The sequence below is a fragment of the Roseomonas sp. TF40 genome (assembly GCF_057219975.1).
Map to the genome: position 1 here is coordinate 795,181 of NZ_JBXVVR010000001.1, position 20,159 is coordinate 815,339.

Annotated in this window: 20 protein-coding genes; 6 read left to right on the forward strand and 14 right to left on the reverse strand. The window is 71.5% G+C overall.

Translation table 11 applies throughout. The features are described 5' to 3' along the window. Positions 1-49: 49 nt before the first annotated feature. Positions 50-679 carry a glutathione S-transferase family protein gene (locus AC2D9U_RS03345; RefSeq protein ID WP_484746461.1) on the reverse strand — a complete coding sequence of 210 codons (630 nt, stop codon included), beginning with the start codon at positions 677-679 and terminating at the stop codon, positions 50-52. Between the two features lie 115 nt (positions 680-794). Here AC2D9U_RS03345 and AC2D9U_RS03350 point away from each other — a divergent pair, with 115 nt between their 5' ends. The 3 genes from AC2D9U_RS03350 (at position 795) to AC2D9U_RS03360 (ending at position 4,277) form a co-directional block, all read left to right on the forward strand. Then, the gene (locus tag AC2D9U_RS03350; RefSeq protein ID WP_484746463.1) at positions 795-1,079 is read left to right on the forward strand and encodes a hypothetical protein; all 285 of its coding nucleotides are present in this window, start codon (positions 795-797) and stop codon (positions 1,077-1,079) included. Positions 1,080-1,445: 366 nt separating this feature from the next. Beyond that, positions 1,446-1,934, forward strand: a complete 489-nt coding sequence (locus AC2D9U_RS03355) for a putative pterin-binding protein (protein WP_484746465.1) — start codon at positions 1,446-1,448, stop codon at positions 1,932-1,934. A 9-nt stretch (positions 1,935-1,943) separates the two neighbouring features. Then, entirely contained in the window at positions 1,944-4,277 is a 2,334-nt protein-coding gene (locus AC2D9U_RS03360) for a putative bifunctional diguanylate cyclase/phosphodiesterase (protein WP_484746467.1), read from the forward strand. A 12-nt stretch (positions 4,278-4,289) separates the two neighbouring features. Here AC2D9U_RS03360 and AC2D9U_RS03365 read toward each other — a convergent pair whose 3' ends face one another. The 5 genes from AC2D9U_RS03365 to AC2D9U_RS03385 form a co-directional block, all read right to left on the reverse strand. Next, positions 4,290-5,162 carry a dioxygenase family protein gene (locus tag AC2D9U_RS03365; RefSeq protein ID WP_484746468.1) on the reverse strand — a complete coding sequence of 291 codons (873 nt, stop codon included), beginning with the start codon at positions 5,160-5,162 and terminating at the stop codon, positions 4,290-4,292. Between the two features lie 69 nt (positions 5,163-5,231). Beyond that, positions 5,232-6,200, reverse strand: a complete 969-nt coding sequence (locus AC2D9U_RS03370) for a tripartite tricarboxylate transporter substrate binding protein (RefSeq protein WP_484746470.1) — start codon at positions 6,198-6,200, stop codon at positions 5,232-5,234. An 11-nt stretch (positions 6,201-6,211) separates the two neighbouring features. After that, the gene (locus AC2D9U_RS03375; protein ID WP_484746472.1) at positions 6,212-7,786 is read right to left on the reverse strand and encodes a sulfatase-like hydrolase/transferase; all 1,575 of its coding nucleotides are present in this window, start codon (positions 7,784-7,786) and stop codon (positions 6,212-6,214) included. A gap of 1 nt (position 7,787) precedes the next feature. Then, positions 7,788-8,735: a Bug family tripartite tricarboxylate transporter substrate binding protein gene (locus tag AC2D9U_RS03380; protein ID WP_484746474.1), complete on the reverse strand. Its 948-nt coding sequence runs from the start codon at positions 8,733-8,735 to the stop codon at positions 7,788-7,790. A 5-nt stretch (positions 8,736-8,740) separates the two neighbouring features. Beyond that, positions 8,741-9,616: a fumarylacetoacetate hydrolase family protein gene (locus AC2D9U_RS03385; RefSeq protein WP_484746476.1), complete on the reverse strand. Its 876-nt coding sequence runs from the start codon at positions 9,614-9,616 to the stop codon at positions 8,741-8,743. Between the two features lie 58 nt (positions 9,617-9,674). Here AC2D9U_RS03385 and AC2D9U_RS03390 point away from each other — a divergent pair, with 58 nt between their 5' ends. Then, positions 9,675-10,322, forward strand: coding sequence for a GntR family transcriptional regulator (locus AC2D9U_RS03390; protein ID WP_484746478.1), 648 nt, complete (start codon positions 9,675-9,677; stop codon positions 10,320-10,322). Positions 10,323-10,385: 63 nt separating this feature from the next. Here the strand turns inward: AC2D9U_RS03390 and AC2D9U_RS03395 are convergent, their stop codons facing one another. Both AC2D9U_RS03395 and AC2D9U_RS03400 read right to left on the reverse strand, forming a co-directional pair. Further along, on the reverse strand, positions 10,386-11,387 hold the full coding sequence (locus AC2D9U_RS03395) for a Bug family tripartite tricarboxylate transporter substrate binding protein (RefSeq protein ID WP_484746480.1): 1,002 nt from the start codon (positions 11,385-11,387) through the stop codon (positions 10,386-10,388). Positions 11,388-11,465: 78 nt separating this feature from the next. Next, positions 11,466-12,632, reverse strand: coding sequence for a diaminopropionate ammonia-lyase (locus tag AC2D9U_RS03400; RefSeq protein WP_484746482.1), 1,167 nt, complete (start codon positions 12,630-12,632; stop codon positions 11,466-11,468). 64 nt (positions 12,633-12,696) lie between these two features. Between AC2D9U_RS03400 and denD the strand changes: the two genes are divergently transcribed. Continuing rightward, positions 12,697-13,683, forward strand: a complete 987-nt coding sequence (gene denD / locus AC2D9U_RS03405; protein WP_484746484.1) for a D-erythronate dehydrogenase — start codon at positions 12,697-12,699, stop codon at positions 13,681-13,683. 104 nt (positions 13,684-13,787) lie between these two features. Continuing rightward, positions 13,788-14,750, forward strand: a complete 963-nt coding sequence (locus AC2D9U_RS03410) for a tripartite tricarboxylate transporter substrate binding protein (protein ID WP_484746485.1) — start codon at positions 13,788-13,790, stop codon at positions 14,748-14,750. Positions 14,751-14,753: 3 nt separating this feature from the next. Here the strand turns inward: AC2D9U_RS03410 and AC2D9U_RS03415 are convergent, their stop codons facing one another. Genes AC2D9U_RS03415 through AC2D9U_RS03440 form a run of 6 tightly spaced genes read right to left on the reverse strand, consistent with a single transcriptional unit; the run spans position 14,754 to position 20,068 of the window. Continuing rightward, positions 14,754-15,176, reverse strand: a complete 423-nt coding sequence (locus AC2D9U_RS03415; RefSeq protein WP_484746487.1) for an acyl-CoA thioesterase — start codon at positions 15,174-15,176, stop codon at positions 14,754-14,756. A gap of 10 nt (positions 15,177-15,186) precedes the next feature. Then, the gene (locus AC2D9U_RS03420; RefSeq protein ID WP_484746489.1) at positions 15,187-15,576 is read right to left on the reverse strand and encodes an acyl-CoA thioesterase; all 390 of its coding nucleotides are present in this window, start codon (positions 15,574-15,576) and stop codon (positions 15,187-15,189) included. Further along, positions 15,576-16,745, reverse strand: coding sequence for a M20 family metallopeptidase (locus tag AC2D9U_RS03425; RefSeq protein WP_484746490.1), 1,170 nt, complete (start codon positions 16,743-16,745; stop codon positions 15,576-15,578). Before AC2D9U_RS03425 ends, AC2D9U_RS03420 begins: the two co-directional genes overlap by 1 nt. 4 nt (positions 16,746-16,749) lie before the next feature. Beyond that, the gene (locus AC2D9U_RS03430) at positions 16,750-17,721 is read right to left on the reverse strand and encodes a tripartite tricarboxylate transporter substrate binding protein (protein ID WP_484746492.1); all 972 of its coding nucleotides are present in this window, start codon (positions 17,719-17,721) and stop codon (positions 16,750-16,752) included. A 23-nt stretch (positions 17,722-17,744) separates the two neighbouring features. After that, complete coding sequence (locus AC2D9U_RS03435; protein ID WP_484746493.1) at positions 17,745-18,629, reverse strand: fumarylacetoacetate hydrolase family protein; 885 nt, start codon at positions 18,627-18,629, stop codon at positions 17,745-17,747. 11 nt (positions 18,630-18,640) lie between these two features. Next, positions 18,641-20,068, reverse strand: a complete 1,428-nt coding sequence (locus tag AC2D9U_RS03440) for an amidase (RefSeq protein WP_484746495.1) — start codon at positions 20,066-20,068, stop codon at positions 18,641-18,643. Positions 20,069-20,159 lie beyond the last annotated feature (91 nt).

The following is a 20,159-nucleotide window of genomic DNA, read 5'->3' on the forward strand; positions in this document are numbered from 1 at the left end:
CCCTCATAGCCTTCCCGCTCCGTGGGGGCAAGCGTGCCACGCCCGGCCTTCAGGAGAGCGCCACATCGAAGCCCCGCGCCACCGCCGGGCGGGCCATCATGCGGTCATACCAGGCCGCGACATGGGGCAGGTTGTCGAAGGGCACCTGGTGGCGCTCATGCCGCCAGGCCCAGCCGAGGATGGCGAAATCCGCGATCGAGGGCTCGCCCTCGGTCGCCACGAAATCGCGGCCCGCAAGGCGCCGGTCGAGCACACCGTAAAGCCGCTTGGTCTCGGTATGGTAGCGCGCGAAGCCATAGTCGCGCGCCGGGCCCTCGGGCTGCATCAGGAAGTGGTGCACCTGGCCGGGCATGGGGCCGAAGCCGCCCATCTGCCACATCAGCCACTCCATCACGACCGTGCGCGCCCGCAGCGGCTTGGGCAGGAAGCGGCCGGTCTTCTCGGCCAGGTAGACCAGGATCGCCCCCGATTCGAAGACGCTGATCGGCTGCCCGTCCGGCCCCTCATGGTCGATGATCGCGGGAATGCGGTTGTTGGGCGAGAACTTCAGGAAATCCGGGTTGAACTGCTCCCCCTTCGAGATGTCGACCGTGCGCACCGTGTAGGGCAGGCCCATCTCTTCGAGCGCGACGCTGATCTTGCGGCCATTGGGCGTGTTCCAGCTGTAGAGGTCGATCATCGTCCATCCATCCTTCGGGCTGCGGGGGGCTGTCTGATCCCACGCCCGCGCGGGAGGGAAAAGGGCCCGCAGCCGCCGCTTGACCGGCGGGGGGCGCATTTGCGAGGAAGAGGGGGTGCAGACCATCGTCAGCGTCGGGCCGGCCTCCGACGACACGCTCTGGGCCGTGATCGCCACCGCGGGGCGGCAATCACGGGTGGCCAATATTTACCGCAGCCGCCATGATGCCCTGCAGGACCGCGAGTGGCGCGCCCAGCAGGTCTCCGCCTATGAGGATTTCCTGCGCCGGTCGCACCAGCCGGTGCCGCACTACTCCGTCGCGCCGATCCGCCGCACCGACCTGCCGAAGAAATGGAGCCCGCTGCCGGCGCTGGGCTTCCTGCGCGGGCAATTCATCTGATACCCATCGCACAAAGGTTTCACCTTTGTGCCCCTCAGACGCCGGGCGGGCCGCATCCGCGGCCCTTGGCTTCGCGGCATAAGCCGCGGCGCGCCTTCGCGCGCTCGGCCCTTCGGGCCGCAGGTCGGAACTTCCTGCGCTTGGTATGAGGCAGCGACACGCTTTTTCGTGGCGCCAGGCCCGCATAGCACTCGCTTAACCTCTCCCCGGCACATTGGCTTCGCGCAGCGGCAGACATCCGCCCTGCCCTGACGCGGGCGCTCCCCGCCCCGCCGGCACGCCCCGGCGGCGGGCCGCCCTGTTTCGACGCCAGTGGGGATGGGCCGGATCCCGGCCCCGCCCCATGCCGCAGCCGGAGGCTACCTCATGCGACGCCGTGCGCTGATCCTCACCCTTCCCTTCGCCGCCCTCGCCGCCACGCCACGACGGGGCGCCGCCCAGGCCGGCGGCCGCACCGTGCTCAGCGTCTCCGGCCGCATCGCCGGAGCGACCCGGCATTTCGACCTCGCGGCGCTGGAGGCGCTGGGCCGCACCGATCTCGCCACCCGCACCAGCTGGACCGGCACGGCGATGCAGCACTTCTCCGGCGTGCCGCTCGCCAGGCTGCTGGCCGAGGTGGGCGCCGAGGGCGGCATGCTGCGCGCCGTCGCGCTCAACGACTACGCGGTCGATGTGCCGGTGCAGGACGCCACGCGCGGCGCCTTCCTCGCCACCCGCGCCGAGGGCGAGCCCCTGCGCGTGCGCGACCGCGGCCCGGTCTGGCTGGTCTATCCCTGGACGCAACACCCGGAGCTCGACGTGCCGACCTTCCGCGAGAGATCCATCTGGCAACTGCGCCGAATCGAGGTGCGCTGAGCACCGGCGGTGACCCGCCGGCGGGTAAGGGATGGCCGCGCGGCACCCAGCGGGCGCCCGGGCACGCCATGGCTGGCGACGCCGCTGGTGCTGGTGCTGTCGGCCCTCATCCTCACCGTCTCGCTCGCGGCGGTCGGCTTCCGCGCGCGCCAGCAATTGAAGCTGGATGAGCAGAGCCAGCGCGTCTCGGTCTGGTACACCACCCAGGCGCTGGTCGAGCTGCACCGCCTGCGCAGCGCGCTGCTGCTGCGCGAGCGGGGCGACGGCGCGGCGGATCAGATCGATGTCGGCGAACGCTACGACATCCTGCTCAGCCGCCTGCCGCTGCTGCTGCAGGGCGAGGAAGCCACCGCCGAGGCGCTGAGCGACCGTGCCGACATGGTGCACGGCATCATCGACATGCTGACCGCGATCGAGCCCGACATGCTGGCCTGGACGCCGGGGGCCAAGGCCACCAAGGCGCGCATCGAGGCCACGCTGCAGGAGGCGGAGGCGCTGCTCACGCAGCTCAACCTCGCGCTGCATGCCGAGCGCCAGGGCGCGGTGGTGGCCGCGCGCGCCCATGCGGCGGAGCTCAACCTCGCCGGGTTGGGCGGCATGGGCGGGCTGGTGCTGGCCGGCGCGATGGTGCTCGCGCTGCTGCGCCGCCATGCCCGCCGCGCCCTGGCGGCCGAGGCCATGCTGCGCGCCCTGATGGATGCACTGCCCGTCGCCGTCAGCGCCTATGACCGCGACGGGCGGGTGACGCTGATGAACCGCACCAGCCTCAGCCTGCTCGGCCATGCCGATGAAGCCGCGGTGATCGGCCGGACCGCGCAGGAGGTCGGCGCCGCCGGCGCGGCCATGGCGGAAATCGACCAGGCGCTGCGCAGCGGCGAGGTGCTGCCGCCCACCGAGACGGTGCTCGATCTGCCCGACGGCACGCAGCGCCACCTGCTGGTCACCACCGCGCCGGTGCTGGGCGCGGGCAGGCTCGCTTGCCTCGTGCGGGTCGGGCTCGACATCACCGAGCAGCGCCGCGCGGACCATCGGGCCCGGCATCTCGAGGAGCACGACCCCCTCACCAACCTCGCCAACCGCGCGCGATTCGGGGCGCTGCTCGGTGCCGCGCTGGCCGAGCTGGCGGAAGGCGAAATGCTGGCGGTGCATTGCATCGACCTCGACGGCTTCAAGCAGGTCAACGAAAGCCTCGGCCACGCGACGGGCGACCGGCTGCTGCTCGCCGCCGGTGCCCGCATCCAGGGCACGCTGCGCGAGGGCGACCTGCTCGCGCGCTTCGGCGGGGACGAATTCGCCGTCATCCAGACCCGGCTCAGCGGGCGGGGCGAGGCCGAGGCGCTGGCCAACCGGCTCTGCCGCGTGCTGGCGCGTGCCTATCGCATCGAGGGCCAGACGCTGCGCAGCGGGGCGAGCATCGGCATCGTGCTGGCACCCGAGCACGGGCTGGCGAGCGAGGCGCTGCTCAGCCGCGCCGACATCGCCCTGCGCGCGGCCAAGGCGGCCGGGCGCGGGCGCGCCAAGGTCTTCGATCCGGCGCAGGAGAGTGGGCTGAAGGAACGCCTGGAAATCGAGGAATGCCTGCGCAACGCGCTGAGCGAACGCCAGCTGCGTCTGGCCTACCAGCCGAAATTCAGCGCCGCCAGCGGCGCGCTGCATGGCTGCGAGGCGCTGCTGCGCTGGTACCACCCGAGCCGCGGGCCGATCCCGCCCTCGGTCTTCATCCCCGTGGCGGAAGCCGCCGGGCTGATGGAGGAGCTGACGCGCCAGGTGCTGGACATGGCCTGCCGCCAGGCCGCCGCCTGGGCGGAGACGGGGCTGCACCTGCCCATCGCGGTGAACCTCTCGGGCGGGCAGTTCGGCGCCGGCGAAGGCGTGGCCATGCTGCGCGCCGCGCTCGACGCCAGCGGCTGCCGGCCCGATTTGATCGAGGTGGAGGTCACCGAGGGCGTCTTCCTGCAGGACCAGGCCGCGGCCGGGGAGAGCTTCGCGGCGATGCGGGCGCTCGGCGTGCGCATCGCGCTCGATGATTTCGGCACCGGCTTCTCCTCGCTCGGCTACCTGCAGCACCTGCGCTTCGACGTGATCAAGATCGACCGCAGCTTCGTCGGCGGCATCGAGCATGGCGGCGCGGGGCGGCGCATCGTGGACGCGATCGTGCGCCTCGCGCATGGGCTGGGTGCGGAGGTGGTGGCCGAGGGCGTGGAGACGGAGGCGCAGCTCGCCACGCTGCGCGCGCTGGAATGCGACGTGGTGCAGGGCTATCTGCTGGCGCGGCCGATGCCGCCCGAGCAGGTGGCGGCGCTGCGCGCACCCCCGCCCGCCGCCATGCCGCGCGTCGCCTGACGGCCTGCGCTCTCAGCCGCGCCGCGCCATCCGGATGATCAAGGGCGCGTGCAGCACCGTCTCGGGCAGCTTGTCGCGCGCCACCAGATGCGCGGGCGTGTCGGCCTTCGCCATGGAGCCCAGCGGCACCACCAGGTCCTGCCGCACCCCGAACACCGCATCGGTGTCGAGATAGGGGTCGTCCTCCAGGAACAGCTCCGTCACCAGCGGATGGTAGCCCGCGGCCTCGGCGATGACATGCAGATGCGCCGGCCGCCAGGCGTCGCGCTTGAGCGCGCGCAGCATGTCCCCCGCCGGGCCGTCATAGGGCACGGTGTAGGGCTGCTGGCGCGTGGTCGAGAAGGCGAAGCTGCCATCGGCGGCGCAGGTCAGCAGGCCGTGGTAGTTCTTCGGCGCCTGCGCGGAATCCTGCGCGGCGTAGAAGCCGTTGTCGGCGTTCTGCCACATGTCGAGCGTCGCCCCCGCCACGCCCTCCCCGGTCGCGGCGTCCAGCACCCGGCCGGTGACGACCATCACCTCGCCCGGCTGGCCCTTCCACAGATCGCCGCCATCGGGCAGCGGCGGGGCGCCGCGCTGGTGGAAGGGGCCGAGATTGGAACAGCTTGTCGCACCGGGCGGCGTGTTCACCATGTCCACCAGCGCCGAGACGCCGAAGAGATCGCTGAACAGGATGAACTCGTTGCGCTCGGGCGAGGTGATCTCGCCCGCGCGCGTCAGCGCCATCAGGCCGGCCATCCATTCCGCATGCGTCAGCTTCGTCTCCTTGACGAAGGCGTGCAGGTGCTTGGCCAGCGCGCAGAGCACCTCCCTGGTGCGGGCGTCCTCGGCCTTCGCGGCGTAATCCGCGAAGGTCTGTGTCAGCGTCTCGGGGGTTACGTTGCGCATGAAAATCCCTTTCTGAGCCGGCCGATTCAGACCTTCGGGGCCTTCGCCCCGCCGGTCATCGGGCGGCTGTCACTCCACCGTCGCGCCGGAGACGCGCACGACCTCGGCCCATTTCGTAACTTCCTCACGCAGGAAGGCGGCCAGCGCCGGCCGGCCGCGCGGGTCGGGCGCGAAGCCCATGCTGTCGAGCCGCGCCTTCAGATCGGGCGCCGTCAGCGCGCGATTGACCTCGACATTCATCCGCTCGGTGATCTCGGCGGGCGTGCCGGCGGGGGCGAAGAGCGCGAACCAGGTCAGCGCCTCGAAGCCCGGGAAGCCCTGTTCGGCCACGGTGGGCGCATCCGGCAGGGAGGGATCGCGCTGCGCGGAGGTCACGGCGATGGCGCGGATCCGGCCCTCGCGGATCAAGGGCAGTGCCGGCGGCAGGCTGGTGGAGCCGATCGGCACCTGCCCGCCCACCACCGCGGTGACCGCCTGCGCCGGGCCGAAGGGCACGTGCTGCACCTCCACCCGCGCGAGCGAGCGGAACAGCAATTCGAGCCCGAGATGCGTCGTCGTGCCGATGCCCGAGGAGCCGTAGTCGAGCCGCCCGCCGCGCGCCGCCGCGATCAGTTCGGGCAGGGTGCGCACGTTCAGCCGCTCGGGATTCACCGTGATGACGTTGGGCGTGCTGGCGAGCAGCGCGACCGGCTCGAGATCCGTCAGCGCATCATAGCCGGCATTGCGGTAGAGGCTGGAATTCACCGCATAGGCCACGGAATGCGCCAGGAAGACCTGGCCATCGGCCGGGCTGCGGCGCACGGCAACGGTGGCGATGTTGCCGCCCGCGCCGGGCCGGTTCTCCACCACCACGGGCTGGCCGAGCACGGGGCTCAACGCCTGCGCCAGCGCGCGGCAGAGCACATCCGTGCTGCTGCCCGGCGGGAAGGCGACGACGATGCGCACCGGGCGCTCCGGCCAGGCGGCACGCGCCAGGCGTGGCGCGGCGAGCAGGCCGAGCGGGGTGGCGAGCGCAAGGCGACGCGTGAGCTTGTGCATGTCGTTCTCCCTTACCATTCGCCGATGATCACGCCGTTCGCGCGCGCGCCATCGGTTCTTTTCTCCACATCGGCATCGCTGACCGTGACGCGGTTGCGCCGGTCCGCGAGGCGCCTGAACAGCATCTGATGCAGTTCGGCGCGGATCGGCGCATGCGCCGCGCTCTGGCCGAGATCCTCAAGCTCGTCCGGGTCGTTCTCAAGGTCAAACAGCTGCGCCCGGTCGAAGGCCTTGAAGGCGATGTATTTCCACCGCGCGGTGCGGATCATCCAGCAGCGCGCCTGCTGCACGTCGAGCCCCAGCGTGAGTCGCGCCTTGTAGAAGGCGAAGTCGAGCTCGCTGAACACGCCATCCCGCCAGGGCGGCGCCTCGCCATGCAGCAGCGGGCGCAGGGAGCGGCCCTCGAGCCGATGCGTCGGCAACTCCTGCCCGAGCAGGTCGAGGAAGGTGGGCACGAGGTCGATCGCCTCGACCAGCCGATGCTCCACCGTGCCGCGCGTCGCATCCGCCGCCGCCGAAGGATCGACGATGATCAGCGGGATGCGCACGGAGCATTCGTGGAACAGCTCCTTCTCGCCCATCCAGTGATCGCCGAGATAATCGCCATGATCGGAGGTGAAGACGATCACCGTGTCATCCAGCCGCCCGGCTTCCTCCAGCGCGGCGACCACGCGCCCGACATGGTCGTCGATCTGCTTCACGAGGCCCATATAGGCGGGCAGCACATGCGCGCGCACCTCGTCGCGCCCGAAGGCCTGCGCGGCATCCATGGCCATGAAGGCGCCATAGACCGGGTGCGGATCGGCGCGCTCGGCCTCGCTCTTGACCACCGGCAGCAGATCCCTTGCGCCATAGAGCGCGTGATAGGGCGCGGGCGCGATGTAGGGCCAGTGCGGCTTGATGTAGGAAAGGTGCAGCAGCCAGGGGCGCTCGCCGCTCTCGCGGATGAAGTCGATGGCGCGGTCGCTCATCCACGCCGTTTCGCTGTGCTGCTCGGCGACGCGCGCGGGCAGATGCGCGTGCCGCAGCGACCAGCCGGAGAGCACCGCGCCATCCGGCCCCGCGGCCGAATTGGCCCAGGAATGCCAGGGGTTGTCGCCGTCATAGCCCTGCGCGCGCAGATACTGGTTGTAGCGAAGCGAAGGCCCCGTGCGCTTGTCCGGATGCTCGCCATCGTCGCGCTCGAAGGGCGCGAAGCCGCCTTCCGCGATGGACATGCCGAGCTCGGTCTCGCGCGTCAGGCCGACACGCGCCATGCCCTCATTGTCGGCGAAGATGTGCGTCTTGCCGGCCACCGCCACGCGCAGGCCGGAGGGGCGGAGATAGTCGCCCAGCGTCATCTCGCCGATCGGAAGTGGGACGAAGTTCCAGGTCGCGCCATGCGAATTCACCGTGCGCCCGGTGTAGAAGCTCATGCGCGAGGGGCCGCAGACCGGCGATTGCACGAAGGCGCGGTCGAAGCGCAGGCCGCGCTTCGCCAACGCATCGATATGGGGCGTGTGCAGCGCCGGGTGCCCGGCGCAGGAAAGGTAATCCCAGCGCAGCTGGTCGGCCATGATGAAGAGAATGTTGCGCGGCCGTGCCATCTCAATCGGCCGTCGCGCCGGAGGCACGCACCACCTCGGCCCAGATGCTGGCCTCGCGCTGCACGAAATCCTGCGCCGCGGCGCCGGTGAGCCTGCCGGGCGTGAGGCCCGCGGGGGCGAGGCGCGCGCGCATCTCGGGCGCGGCCAGCAGCTTCGCGCATTCGGCCTCGAGCCGCGCGATCGCCTCGGCCGGCATGGCGCGCGGCACGAAGAGCGCGTTCCAGGCGCCGACATCGAAGCCCGGGAAGCCCTGCTCCGCCACGGTCGGCGCTTCCGGCAGCAGCGGGTCGCGCTGGGCGGAGCCCACGGCGATCACGCGCAACTGCCCGCCCCGCACCAGGCCCATCGCGGTCGGCAGCGCCACGACGGCGAGCGGCACATGGCCCGAGACCACCGCCGTCACCGCCTGGGCCGGCGGGAAAGCCACATGCTGCACCTCCACCTGCGCGAGGCGACGGAACAGCAACTCCGCCCCGAGCCGCGGCACCGTGCCCGCGCCGGAGGAGGCGTAGTCGAGCGGCCGCGCCCGTGCAGCCGCGAGCAGGTCCGCCAGGCTGCGGATCGGCCCCTCCGCCTTCACCACGAAGGCCGCGGGCGTCGAGCCGAGGATGGCGATGGTGCGGAAATCCGCGATGGCGAAGCCGGGATTGGCATAGAGAGCGGGGTTCACGGCGAAGGCCGCGCCATGCACCAGCCCGGTATGCCCATCCGTCGCGTTGCGCACCGCGACGGTGGCGATGTTGCCCGACGCCCCGCCGCGATTCTCCACCACCACCGGCTGGCCGAGCGGGCTGCTCAGCGCCTCGGCGAAGGCGCGCGCCGCGATGTCGGTGGCACTCCCCGGCGGGAAGGCGCAGAGCAGCCGCAGCGCGCGCTCCGGCCAGGCCGCCCGCGCCACGCCGGGGATGGCAAAGCCAGCGGCGGCCAGCAGCGCGGTGCGGCGATGCATCCTCGTTACGCCGCGAAGGCGGGATCGTCGGCGATGGTGTTGCGCAGCACGCCCACACCCTCGACCTCGATCTCGACCACCTTGCCCGGCGCCAGGAACAGCGGCGGCTTGCGCGCATAGCCCACGCCCGAGGGCGTGCCGGTGGCGATCACATCGCCGGGCTCGAGCGTCATCACCTCGGAGAGGATCGCGATGCAGCGCGCGACGGAGAAGATCATGTCGCCCGTGGTGCTGTCCTGCACCGTCTGGCCATCGACGCGCGCGGTGATGCGCAGCGGCGCCGCGCCGGGGGGCAGTTCGTCGGCGCTGACGATCTCGGGCCCGAAGGCGCCTGTCGCGTCGAAATTCTTGCCCATGGTCCATTGCGTGGATTTGCGCTGGTAGTCGCGCACCGATCCGTCGTTGAACAGCGAATAGCCTGCGACATGCTTCAGCGCATCGGCCTCGCTGACGCAGCGCGCGCGCGACCCGATGATGATGGCGAGTTCGGCCTCATAGTCGAACTTGTCCGAGCAGCCCGGCCGCAGCATGGGCTGGTTCGGCCCGACCAGGGAGGATTGCACGCGCAGGAACACCGCCGGGTAGTCGGGGATCGGGTTGCCGCCCTCCTTGGCGTGCAGCGCGTAGTTCAGCCCGATGCAGATCACCTTGCCCGGCACGGGGATGGGCATGCCCAGCGTCAGCGAGGCCAGCGGGCGATGGGTCGAGGCCGGCGCGACCTTGGCGGCGGCTTCGAGCCGGTGCAGCGTGTCGCCGCCGGCGGCCAGCAGCGCCAGGGCATCGTTCGGGAAGCCCGCCAGGGCCGAGACGGGGACGACCTGGTCACCCAGCCGCACACCGGGCACGAAGCGCCCCTGATCCTGGAAACTCAGCAAACGCATCGGACGTCCCTCTCGACATTAGTAGCGCGGCATCGGTTTTATCGATAGAATGAGAGCCATGCAAGCGAACACCGACGAAAGCCTTACCACACAGGTCCATCGCCGCCTCCGCGACGATCTGCTGCGCGGCGTGCTTGCGCCAGGGTCCAAGCTGAAGGTGCAGGCGCTGGCGGAGAGCTACGGCGCGGGCGCGAGCCCGGTGCGCGAGGCGCTATCCTCGCTGGCGGCCGAGGGGCTGGTGGAGCGGTTGGATTCGCGCGGCTTCCGCGCCGCCCCGGCCAGCCTGCCCGATTTCGACGAGCTGGTGCGCGCGCGCTGCTGGCTGGAAGAGGTCGTGCTGCGGGAGAGCATCGCCGCCGGCGACCTGGCCTGGGAGGAAGCGCTGGTGCTGGCGCGCTGGCGGCTCAAGCGCCTGGCGCGGGCGGATCCGGCCTGGGAGGGCGCGCATGCCGCCTTCCACCAGGCGCTGCTCGCCGCCTGCCCCTCCCCCACCCTGCGCAACATGGCCGAGCAGCTGCGCGAGCGGGCGGAACGCTACCGCGCCATCGCGCGCAGCGTGGCCTATCCGGGCCGCGATGTGGGCGCGGAGCATGAGGCGATCGCCGATGCGGCGCTGGCGCGCCACATCCCGCGCGCCATCCTGCTGCTGCAGGAACACTACCGCAGCACGGCAGGCTTCCTGCGGGACGCGCTGGCGAAGCGGTGATCGCTGCCTGAATGGCCCGACGCGGCTTCGGCCCGCCTGACATCAGGCGGGCCGCCTTTCCGATCAGCTCGCGGTGATGCCCGCCGCGCGGACCAGCGGCTCCCACACCCCGATCTCGCTGCGCAGATATTCCGCGGCCGAGGCCGGGGTGCTGTTGCGCACCACCTGCATGGCGAGGCCGGTCAGGCGCTCCTGCACATTCGGCAGGGCGACGGCGGCGTTCACCGCGGCGTTGATGGCGTTCACCACCGGCATCGGCGTGCCCGAGCGCACCAGCACCATGTGCCAGGTATAGGCCTCGTAGCCGGCGACCCCCTGCTCGATCATGGTCGGGATGTTCGGCGCCAGCGAGGAGCGCTCGCGCGTCGAGATGCCCAGCGCGCGCAGCTCGCCCGAGCGCGCATAGGGCAGCGCCGAGGCGGCGATGTCGAAGATCATCGGGATGCGGCCGGCGATCACTTCCGGCAGGGCGGCGGAGGAGCCGCGGAAGGGGATGTGGTTCACCTTCAGCCCGCCCGCGGCATGCATGAACAGCTCGGTCGCCAGATGCACCGCGCCGCCATTGCCCGAGGAGGCGTAGTCGTACTTGCCGGGGTTGTTGCGGATCTCGGTGATGAATTCCTGCAGGTTGCGCGCCGGGAAGTTGTTGTTCACCAGCAGGATCACCGGCACCTGGCCGACCAGCGCGACGGGCGTGAAGTCGCCGATCGGGTCGAAGGGCAGGCGCGGGAACATCGCGCGCGTCACGGCATGGGCGACGGTGGTGTAGAGGATGGTCGAGCCATCCTGCGGGCCCTTCGCCACCAGATCGGTGCCGATGACCACGCCCGAGCCGGTGCGGTTCTCGACCACCACGCGGTGCGGCAGGGCCTTCGACATCTCATCGGCGATCAGGCGCGCGGGGATGTCGGTGGGCCCGCCCGCGGCGAAGGGCACCACCATGCGCACCGGCTGGCTCGGCCAGGACCCCTGCGCGGCGGCGGGGCGCAGGCCCAGCGCGGGGGCGGCGAGCGCGCCGGCGCCCAGCGCCAGCAGGTTGCGACGGGGGGTCAGGATCCTGGTCATGAAACGTGTTCTCCCTGCGGCGCGCGATCCGGCCGCCCTTGCTTCTGCCCTAAGCGATGCGGCGTGCCGCGCGGCACGTCAAGCGCCCGGCTGCGTGAGCTGCGCGTAGAGCGCCGGGTCGGTCGCCCCTTCCGTGCCCAGCAGCAGCACCCGGCTGCCCGAATCGAGCCCGAGCATGGCGCGCGAGAAGGGGTCGGCGGCCGCCATCAGGAAGGCGGCGAGCACCGGCGCCGCGCTCTCCCCGGCCACGATGGGCGGGGTGCGGCCGGCCAGAAGCCGCATGCCATCCACTGCCGAGGCATCCTGCAGCGCCATGAAGGCGAAGGCGCCGCGCTCCAGCTCCTGCCAGGCGAGCAGGCTGGGCTCGCCGCAGGCAAGGCCCGCCATGATGGTGTCGAGCTCCCCGGGCACGGTGGTCGGCGCGCCGGCCTCGCCCGAGGCGAGCAGGCAGGCCGCGCGCTCGGGCTCCACCACGATCAGGCGCGGATCGGGCTCGACCTGAGTGCGCAGCTGCACCGAGGCCGCCGCCGCCACCCCGCCCACGCCGCCGGGGACGAAGGCATGGGTCGGCGGCGCGGGCATGGCCGCGACGGCTTCCTCGGTCAGCAGCCGGTAGCCCTGCATCACATCCCTTGGCACCTCCGTATACCCCTCCCAGGAGGTGTCGGAGACGATGAACCAGGCCTCGCGCTCGGCGGTGTGGGTGCAGGCGCGCACGGCGTCGTCATAGGTGCCGGGCACCACGCGGATCTCGGCGCCGTATTTCGCGATGGCGTCGCGGCGCCCCTGGCTGACCGTCTCATGCACGAAGATGACGCAGCGCGCGCCGAAGCGCTGCGCGCCCCAGGCGACGGAGCGGCCGTGATTGCCATCCGTCGCGCAGGTGACGGTGATCTGGCGCACGGCGTCGCGATGCGCGCCGGCCTCGAGCTCGGTGGTGGTGGCGGCGTTGGTCACACCCCGGCGGGCAAGCTCGGCCACCAGCAGCCGGGCCACGGCATAGGCCCCGCCGAGCGCCTTGAAGCTGCCCAGGCCGAAGCGGCCGCCCTCATCCTTCCAATGCACGGCCGCGACGCGCGCGGCGGTGGCGATGTCGGGCAGGTCGATCAGGGGCGTGGGGGCATAGCCGGGCCAGCCCGTGATCTCGGCCTTGGCGCGGCGATACCCGCCCTCGGGCAGCACGACCACGCCGGGCGTGCCGTGATGGCGGTTGAGCAGCAGGCGGTAGGGGCGTGTGGGGATCATGGGGGTAGCTTGGCTTCCTCGGGCGATGGCGGCAACGTGCCACGACGAAGCGGGGGGCGGGTTGATGCAGGTCACGATCCTGGGCGGGGGCGGTTTTCTCGGGCGCAAGCTGGCGGCGCGGCTGGCGGCGGCGGGGGCGGTGGGCGGCAAGGCGATCACGGGGCTGACCCTGTTCGACCTCAACGCGCCCGCACCGCTGGCAGCCCCCTTCCCCGTCCGGCTGCTGGCCGGCGATGTGGCCGATCCGGCGACGGTGGCGGCGGCGATCCCGCCCGGTACGGGGCTGGTCGTGCATCTCGCCGCGGTGGTGAGCGCGCAGGCCGAGGCCGATTATGCTCTCGGCATCCGCGTGAACATCGCCGGCACCCAGGCGGTGATCGAGGCGTGCCGCGCCTTGCCTGCTCCGCCGCGCGTGGTGTTCACGAGTTCGGTCGCCTCCTTCGATGGCGGGCAGGCGGCGATGGTGCCCGATGACGGGCGCCAGATGCCCACCAACAGCTACGGCGCCCAGAAGGCGATCGGCGAATTGCTGCTGGCGGATGCCACGCGGCGCGGCTTCCTCGATGCCGTCTCCATCCGCCTGCCCACGGTGATGGTCCGCCCCGGCCGGCCGAATCGCGCGGCGAGCAGCTTCGTCTCCGCCGTGCTGCGCGAGCCCCTGCTGGGGCTGCCGGCGCAATACCCCGTGCCGGCCGATTTCCGCGTCTGGGTCTGCTCGCCCCGCCGGGCCATCGACTGGCTGTTCCATGCCTGCGGGATGGATACCGCCCCTCTCGGGCGGGATCGCGGCATCAACCCGCCCGGCCTCTCGGCCAGCATCACCGAGATGCTCGACGCCCTGGAGCGCGTCGCCGGCCCGGCCGCCCGCGCGCTGGTGCAGCGCGTGCCGGATGCGGAGGTGGAGGCCATCGTCGCCGGCTGGCCGGCCGCCTTCGCGGCGACGCGCGCGCCGGGCCTCGGCTTCACGCGATCCGAATCCCTGGAGGAGATCATCCAGGCCTTCATCGCCGATGACCTCGCGGCGACGAAGCAGGATCGCGGCATGGCCTGAGCCGTTCTGCCCCACAGAACGGATTTCGCAAGCGAATCAACCGCTTGCGCCCCCTCCCCCGGCTGCGCCATGCTGGTGCAAACACGTCCTGGGAGGGACATGCCATGACCACCCGCCGCCTTCTGCTGGGGGCCGTTGCCGCCGGCCTCGCCGCGCCGCGCATCGCCCAGGCCGCCTGGCCCGCCGACCGCGCCATCGAGGTGATCGTGCCCTTCCCGCCCGGCGGCGGCGTGGACAACATGGTGCGGCCCATCGTGCATTTCGTGACGCCGCGCCTGCCCGGCGCGCGCTTTGCCATCGTCAACCGCCCCGGCGCGGCCGGGCAGCTTGGCTTCGAGGCCTTGTTCAACGCCGCGCCCGATGGCTACACGCTAGGCGCGCTGACCAACACCGCCATGCACGCCATCGCCGTCGAGCGCCGCCCCCGCTACCGGCCGGAGGATTTCACCTACATCGCGAACGTCGTCGATGATCCGGGCGGCTTCTGGGTGCGCGCCGATAGCCCCTGGCGCACGCTGGACGATCTGAAGGCGGCCGCCCGCGCCAAGCCGGAGGAAATCGGCGTCGGCACGGCCGGCATCGGCAGCGACGACCATCTGCTGCAACTGGGCTTCGAGGAAGCCGCCGGCGTGCGGCTGCTGCACGTGCCCTATAACGGCACCGCGCCGATGCTGCGCGACGTGCTGGGCGGGTCGCTGCCCATCGGCAGCCTCAACATGAGCGAGGGCCTGCCCCTGATGCGCGAGGGGCGCATCCGCTGCCTCGGCCAGGGCGGGCCGCAGCGCTGGGCCCCGACCGGCACCGTGCCGACCTTCCGCGAGCAGGGCTATGACGTGCTGGGCGGCAGTGCGCGCGGCATCGGCGCGCCGCCCGGCCTGCCGGACGAGATTCGCCTCCGGCTTGAGGCGGCGTTCCGCGAGGCGATGGCGGATCCGGCCTTCATCGCCGATGCCGAGCGCACCGGCATGCCGACGCGCCCGCTGGTCGGCGCCGACTACCGCGCGATGATGCGCGAGGACCACGCGGCCATCCAGGCGCTCTGGCGCAAGCGCCCCTGGCGCGTGTGAGGGTTACTCCGCGCGCGCGCCTTCGCTGAGCAGCCGCGCGCGGAGCTCCTCCCAGAGCGGCACCTTCTCGCCCGTATCCTGGCGCGTCACCACGCAGACGGCGTGGCCGACGCAGCACGCCTCGCCATCCTTCCACAGCGCGTATTCATGGATGAACGACGTGCGCCGGAAGCTCACCGGGCGACAGGTGAGCAGCACCGCATCGCCGAAGCCCGCCGCCTTGAGGAACCGCGCATCCAGCGAGGCCACGACCGGCCCCGGCACGGCGGGCGAGATCGGCGCGCCGCTCAGCGCCTCCCAATGCGCAACGCGCAGGTCCTCGAAGAGGGTGAGGTAGGCGGCGTTGTTGACGTGGCCGTAGAGATCGCATTCGGACCAGCGGATGCGATGCGGCACGCGCAGCGACCAGGGCTCGTCGAGGGTCATGCGGGCTTCCTCATGCGGGCGGCACTTCGCGCGGCTTCCGCTCGGCATCGATGGCGACGAAGGTGAAGACCGCCTCCGTCACCTGGTTGGAGGCATCCTCGGACATCTTCCGGCGCCAGGCCTCGACCTCGATGCGCATCGAGCTGCGGCCCACCTTCACCACCTTCGCGAAGATGCTGACCTCATCGCCGACCAGCACGGGCGAGTGGAAGACCATGCCCTCCACAGCAATGGTGGCGACACGCCCGCGCGCTCGCCTTGCGGCGGCATTGCCGGCGGCGAGGTCCATCAGCCCCATCAGCCAGCCGCCGAAGATGTCGCCCGACGGGTTGGCATCGGCCGGCATGGCGACGGTGCGCAGCTTCGGCGCCTCATCCGGCGGCGCGCTGCGCGTCGACATCACAGCCCCGCCGCGTCGAGCTTCAGGATGGCGCGCGCGACGGCCTGGGCGCGCGGCACCAGGCTGTCGAGTTCGAGGTATTCCTCCGGGCTATGCGCCTTGCCGCCAACGGGCCCCACCGAACACAGCGTCGGTGCGCCGACCGCGGCGGTGAAGCCGCTATCGGCGCAGCCACCGGAGAATTCGCCGGAGGGGTCGAAGCCCGTCTCCTGCGCCGCGCCGCGATAGAGGCGGTAGAGCGCGGCCGCCTCGGCCGATTGCGTCAACGGCAGGAATTCGCCGCGGATGGTGAGCGTGGCGCGCGTGCCGGGGATGAAGCTCTTCGCGACGATGGCTTCGATCTTGCCCACGATCTCGTCGCGATCGGCGGGCTCGACATAGCGCAGATCGATCTGCCCCTGCGCCCAGGGGGCCACCGTGTTCACGCTCTGCCCGCCGCTGACGAGCCCGACATTGAGCGTGATGCCGCGCGGCAAATCCGTCAGCGCATGGATCGCGGTGATCTTCGCGGCGAGTTCACCGATCGCGGTGATTCCGGCCTCGAAATTGCCGCCGGAATGCGCGGCCTTGCCCTCGATATCCATCGCCATGAACACGCCGCCCTTGCGGCCGGTGACGATGCCGCCATTGGGCCGGCCGGGTTCGGAGTTGAACACCACGCGCGCGCTGCGCGCCTCGGCCTCGATCACCGGTCGGCCCTCGGGCGAGCCGATCTCCTCGTCACCCGTGAAGAGCCCCACCAGCGGTCCCGGCGCGCCGCCGAATTTCCGGAAGGCGGCCAGCAGATACATGTTCATCACGAGCCCGGCCTTCATGTCGGCCACGCCGGGGCCGAAGGCGCGGTTGCCCTCGATGGTGAAGGGCCGGCGCGTGGGCTCGCCCTTCGGGAAGACCGTGTCGCGATGGCCCATCAGCACGATGTTCTGCCGGGCATTGCCACGCGCGGCCTCACCGCCCTCGACCACCGCGCGCAGGCAATCGCCGTATTTCGATTGCGGCAAGGTCTGCACGGGGATGTCGTGCTCGGCCATGAAGCGCGCGACGATCGCCCCCACGGCATCCACACCTGCCTTGTCGTAGCTGCCGCCATCGGTATCGACCATGGCGCGGAGCGTGGCGACCATGGCGTCGTGCTGCCCGGCGAGCCAGGCGGTGATCTGCTGTTCCATGGGGCTACTCCACGCGCCCGATGCGCTGCACCGCGCGCAGCAACCGCGCCGTGTCCTCGGCGAAGAAGCGGGCGAAATCGGGCTGGTCCATATAGGCCACCGGCGCGCCGGCCGTGGTGAAGGCGCGGATCAGGTCGGGGTCCTGCGCCGCCGCGCGCATCGCCTCACGCAGGCGGAGGATGATCGGCGCGGGTGTCGCGGCGGGGGCGAAGAGGCCGGCCCAGATGTAGAACTCCACATCCGGGAAGCCGCGCTCGATGAAGGTCGGCACGTTCGGGAAGGCCGCCACGCGCTCCTTGCCCCAGCAGCCGAGCACGCGGATCCGCCCGCTCGCCGCATGCTGCGTCAGCGTGCCCGGCGCGGAAGCCAGCGCCTGGATCTGCCCGCCGAGGAGTGCGGTGATGGCCGGCCCCGCGCCGCCGAAGGGCACATGCAGCAGCCGCACGCCCGCCGCCGCGGCCAGCATCTCCATCGCAACATGCAGCGTGCCGTAGGTGCCGGACGAGCCATAGGGAATGCTGCCGGGATTGGCGCGCGCGGCGGCGAGGAATTCCTCCAGCGTCTGCCAGGGCGCATTGGCCGGTACCGCCAGCATCGTGGGGTCCGCGTTCATCAGCGCGATCGGCGTGAACTGGTCCATCGTGTAGGGCGGCGGCCGGTTGAACAGCTTCTCGGCCTCCGGGATCACCGCGATGGAGGAGAGCGCCATCAGCAGCGTGTAGCCATCCGGCGCGCTGCGCGCGACGAAGGCATTGCCCAGCGCGCCCGCCGCACCGCCGCGATTCTGCACCACCACCGGCTGGCGGAAGATTTTTTCCAGCGCCGCCGCGGTCGGGCGCGCGGCGAGGTCGGCCTGGCCGCCGGGTGGGAAGCCCACCACCATGTTGATGGCGCGGGACGGGAAATCGGCCTGCGCCTGCGCCGCGCCCGCGAAGGGCAGCGCGGCGGCGGCGGTCAACAGCGTGCGGCGATCCATTGTTCGTTTGCTCCCTTTGTCGTTCAGGCGACTTCGTTCTCGAGCACGCCGATGCCGCTGACCTCGATCCGCACCACATCGCCCTTCTTGAGGAAGACCGGCGGCGTCTGGCCGATGCCCACGCCGGCCGGCGTGCCGGTGGCGATCACATCGCCGGGCTCGAGCGTGATGGCGGCGCTGATCGCCTCGATCAGCGTCGGGATGTCGAAGATGAGGTCCGCGACCGGCGCGTGCTGGCGGCGCTCGCCATTCACCCAGGTGGTGAGCACCAGCCTGGTGGGGTCGGGCACCTGGTCGGCGGTGAGGATCGCCGGGCCCATCGGGCAGAAGGTGTCGAGCCCCTTGCCCAGGATCCACTGGCTGTGGCGCTTCTGCAGATGCCGCGCGGTGACGTCGTTGACGATGGTGTAGCCGAACACATGCTTCAGCGCGTCGGCCTTCCTGATGCCGCGCCCGCCATGGCCGATCACCACGGCCAGCTCACCCTCGAAATCCAGACCACCGGTGGGGTCAAGCTCGGAAAGGATCTTCTCGCCCGTCGCGATGATCGCGGTGTGCGGCTTGGTGAAGACCACGGGATAGGGCGGCACCACATCCTTCGCCCCGCCATCGAAGCCCGAACCCGCGAATTCCTTCGCATGTTCATGGTAGTTCTTGCCGACGCAGAAGATGTTCTTGGGCGTGCGCGGGATCGGCGCCATCAAGCGGGCATCGGCCACCTTCGGCGCATGCGGCAGCGCGGCGCGCAGCCTGGCGATCAAGCCCGGCTCGGCGGCGGCGAGGCTCAGCATGGTCTGGCCACGCAGCACCGGCTCGGCCGCGGCGAGGTCCAGCACCGACCCATCATCGGCGAGCGCGCCGACTTCCTGTTGCACCCTGCCCGCGCGCGTGAAGGTCACCAGCCGCATCGATAGTCTCCTCAGTTCAACGGTGCGCGCATCTGCCCGGTTTCGGCCGGATTTGCCAGAGGCAGGCTGGCCGCGCGTTCCAGCGCCGCCGCGGCGCGGAAGGCGAGGTCGTCGCGATACAGGGCGGCCGCCACCTGCACGCCGCGCGGCATGCCATGCTCGTCGAGCCCGATGGGCACGGCGATGGCGGGTTGGCGGGTCAGGTTGAAGGCGAAGGTCCAGGGCGCCCAGTCGCGCCACAGCGCCTCGGCCGGCTTGATCGTGGGCGCATCGGCATCGAAGGCGGCGGTGGGCGTGGCGGCCGTCAGCAGCACATCGTAGCGCTGGTGGAAGCGCGCCATCACATGCCCGCACTCGACGCGCAGCATGTCGGCGGCGAGGAATTCCGAGGCCGGCATGGTGCCCATGCGCCGCGCCACCTCCTCGATGCCCGCATCGAGCAGCCCGCGCTTCTCCTCGGCCGTATTGGCGAAGACCCGCGCCATGGCCACCCCCCAGACGCGGCCGAAGATGGCGCGCGTGTCGGGCAGTTGCGGGTCGGCCTCCTCGACGATGGCGCCCTGTTCGGCCAGCAGCTTCGCCGCGACCTGCAGCGCGGCCTCCCCTTCCTCGTCCAGCGGCGGCTCGAAGCCCAGCCGCCGCACCACGGCGACGCGCAGCCCCGCCACCCCAGCCTCGAGGCCCCGGCGCCAGTCGCGGGGGTCATCGGGCAGGCTGACCGGGTCGCGCAGGTCGAAGCGCGCCATGGCCGACATCATCAGGGCGGCATCGCCGACGGAGCGTGTCATGGGCCCCGCGCAGGCCACGGCCGAGAAGGCGCCATGCGGCCATTGCGGGATGCGCCCGTAGCTCGGCTTCACCCCCACCAGCCCGCAGAAGGCCGCCGGGATGCGGATGGATCCCCCCGCATCGGTGCCGATATGCAGCGGCCCGAAACAGGCCGCCCCCGCCGCCCCCGCACCGGAGGAAGACCCGCCCGGCGTGCGGTTCGGGTTCCAGGGGTTGCGCGTGACGCCATGCAGCGGGCAGTCGCCGGGCGATTTCCAGCCGAATTCCGTGGTGGTGGTCTTGCCCAGGATCACCGCGCCCTCGGCCTTGAGGCCGAGCACCGCCGGCGCATCCTCGCTGGCCGGCGTCGCCTCGGTGGTGCGGCTGCCGCGCCGTGTGGGAAAGCCCGCCAGGTTGAGCAGGTCCTTCACCGTGCAGGGCACGCCATCCAGCATCCCCATCGGCCGGCCCGCCGCCCAGCGCGCCTCGCTCTCGCCGGCCTCGCGCAGGCTGCGCGGGTTCATGGTGGCGAAGGCGTTGACCCAGGGGTTGTAGCGCGCCACGCGCTCGGTCACCGCCTTCAGCGCCTCCACCGGGCTCAGCGCCCGGCGCGCATAGAGGCCGAGCAGCTGCTCGGCGGTCATCAGGGCAGGGTCGGTCGGCAGGCTCATGCACAGGACTTCCGAAGGGCGGCGGAGGCTGCCAGCATGAGGCTTCGATGGCCAAGGTGGAACCCTTGGACCACGAGGGAGCACGCTGGAC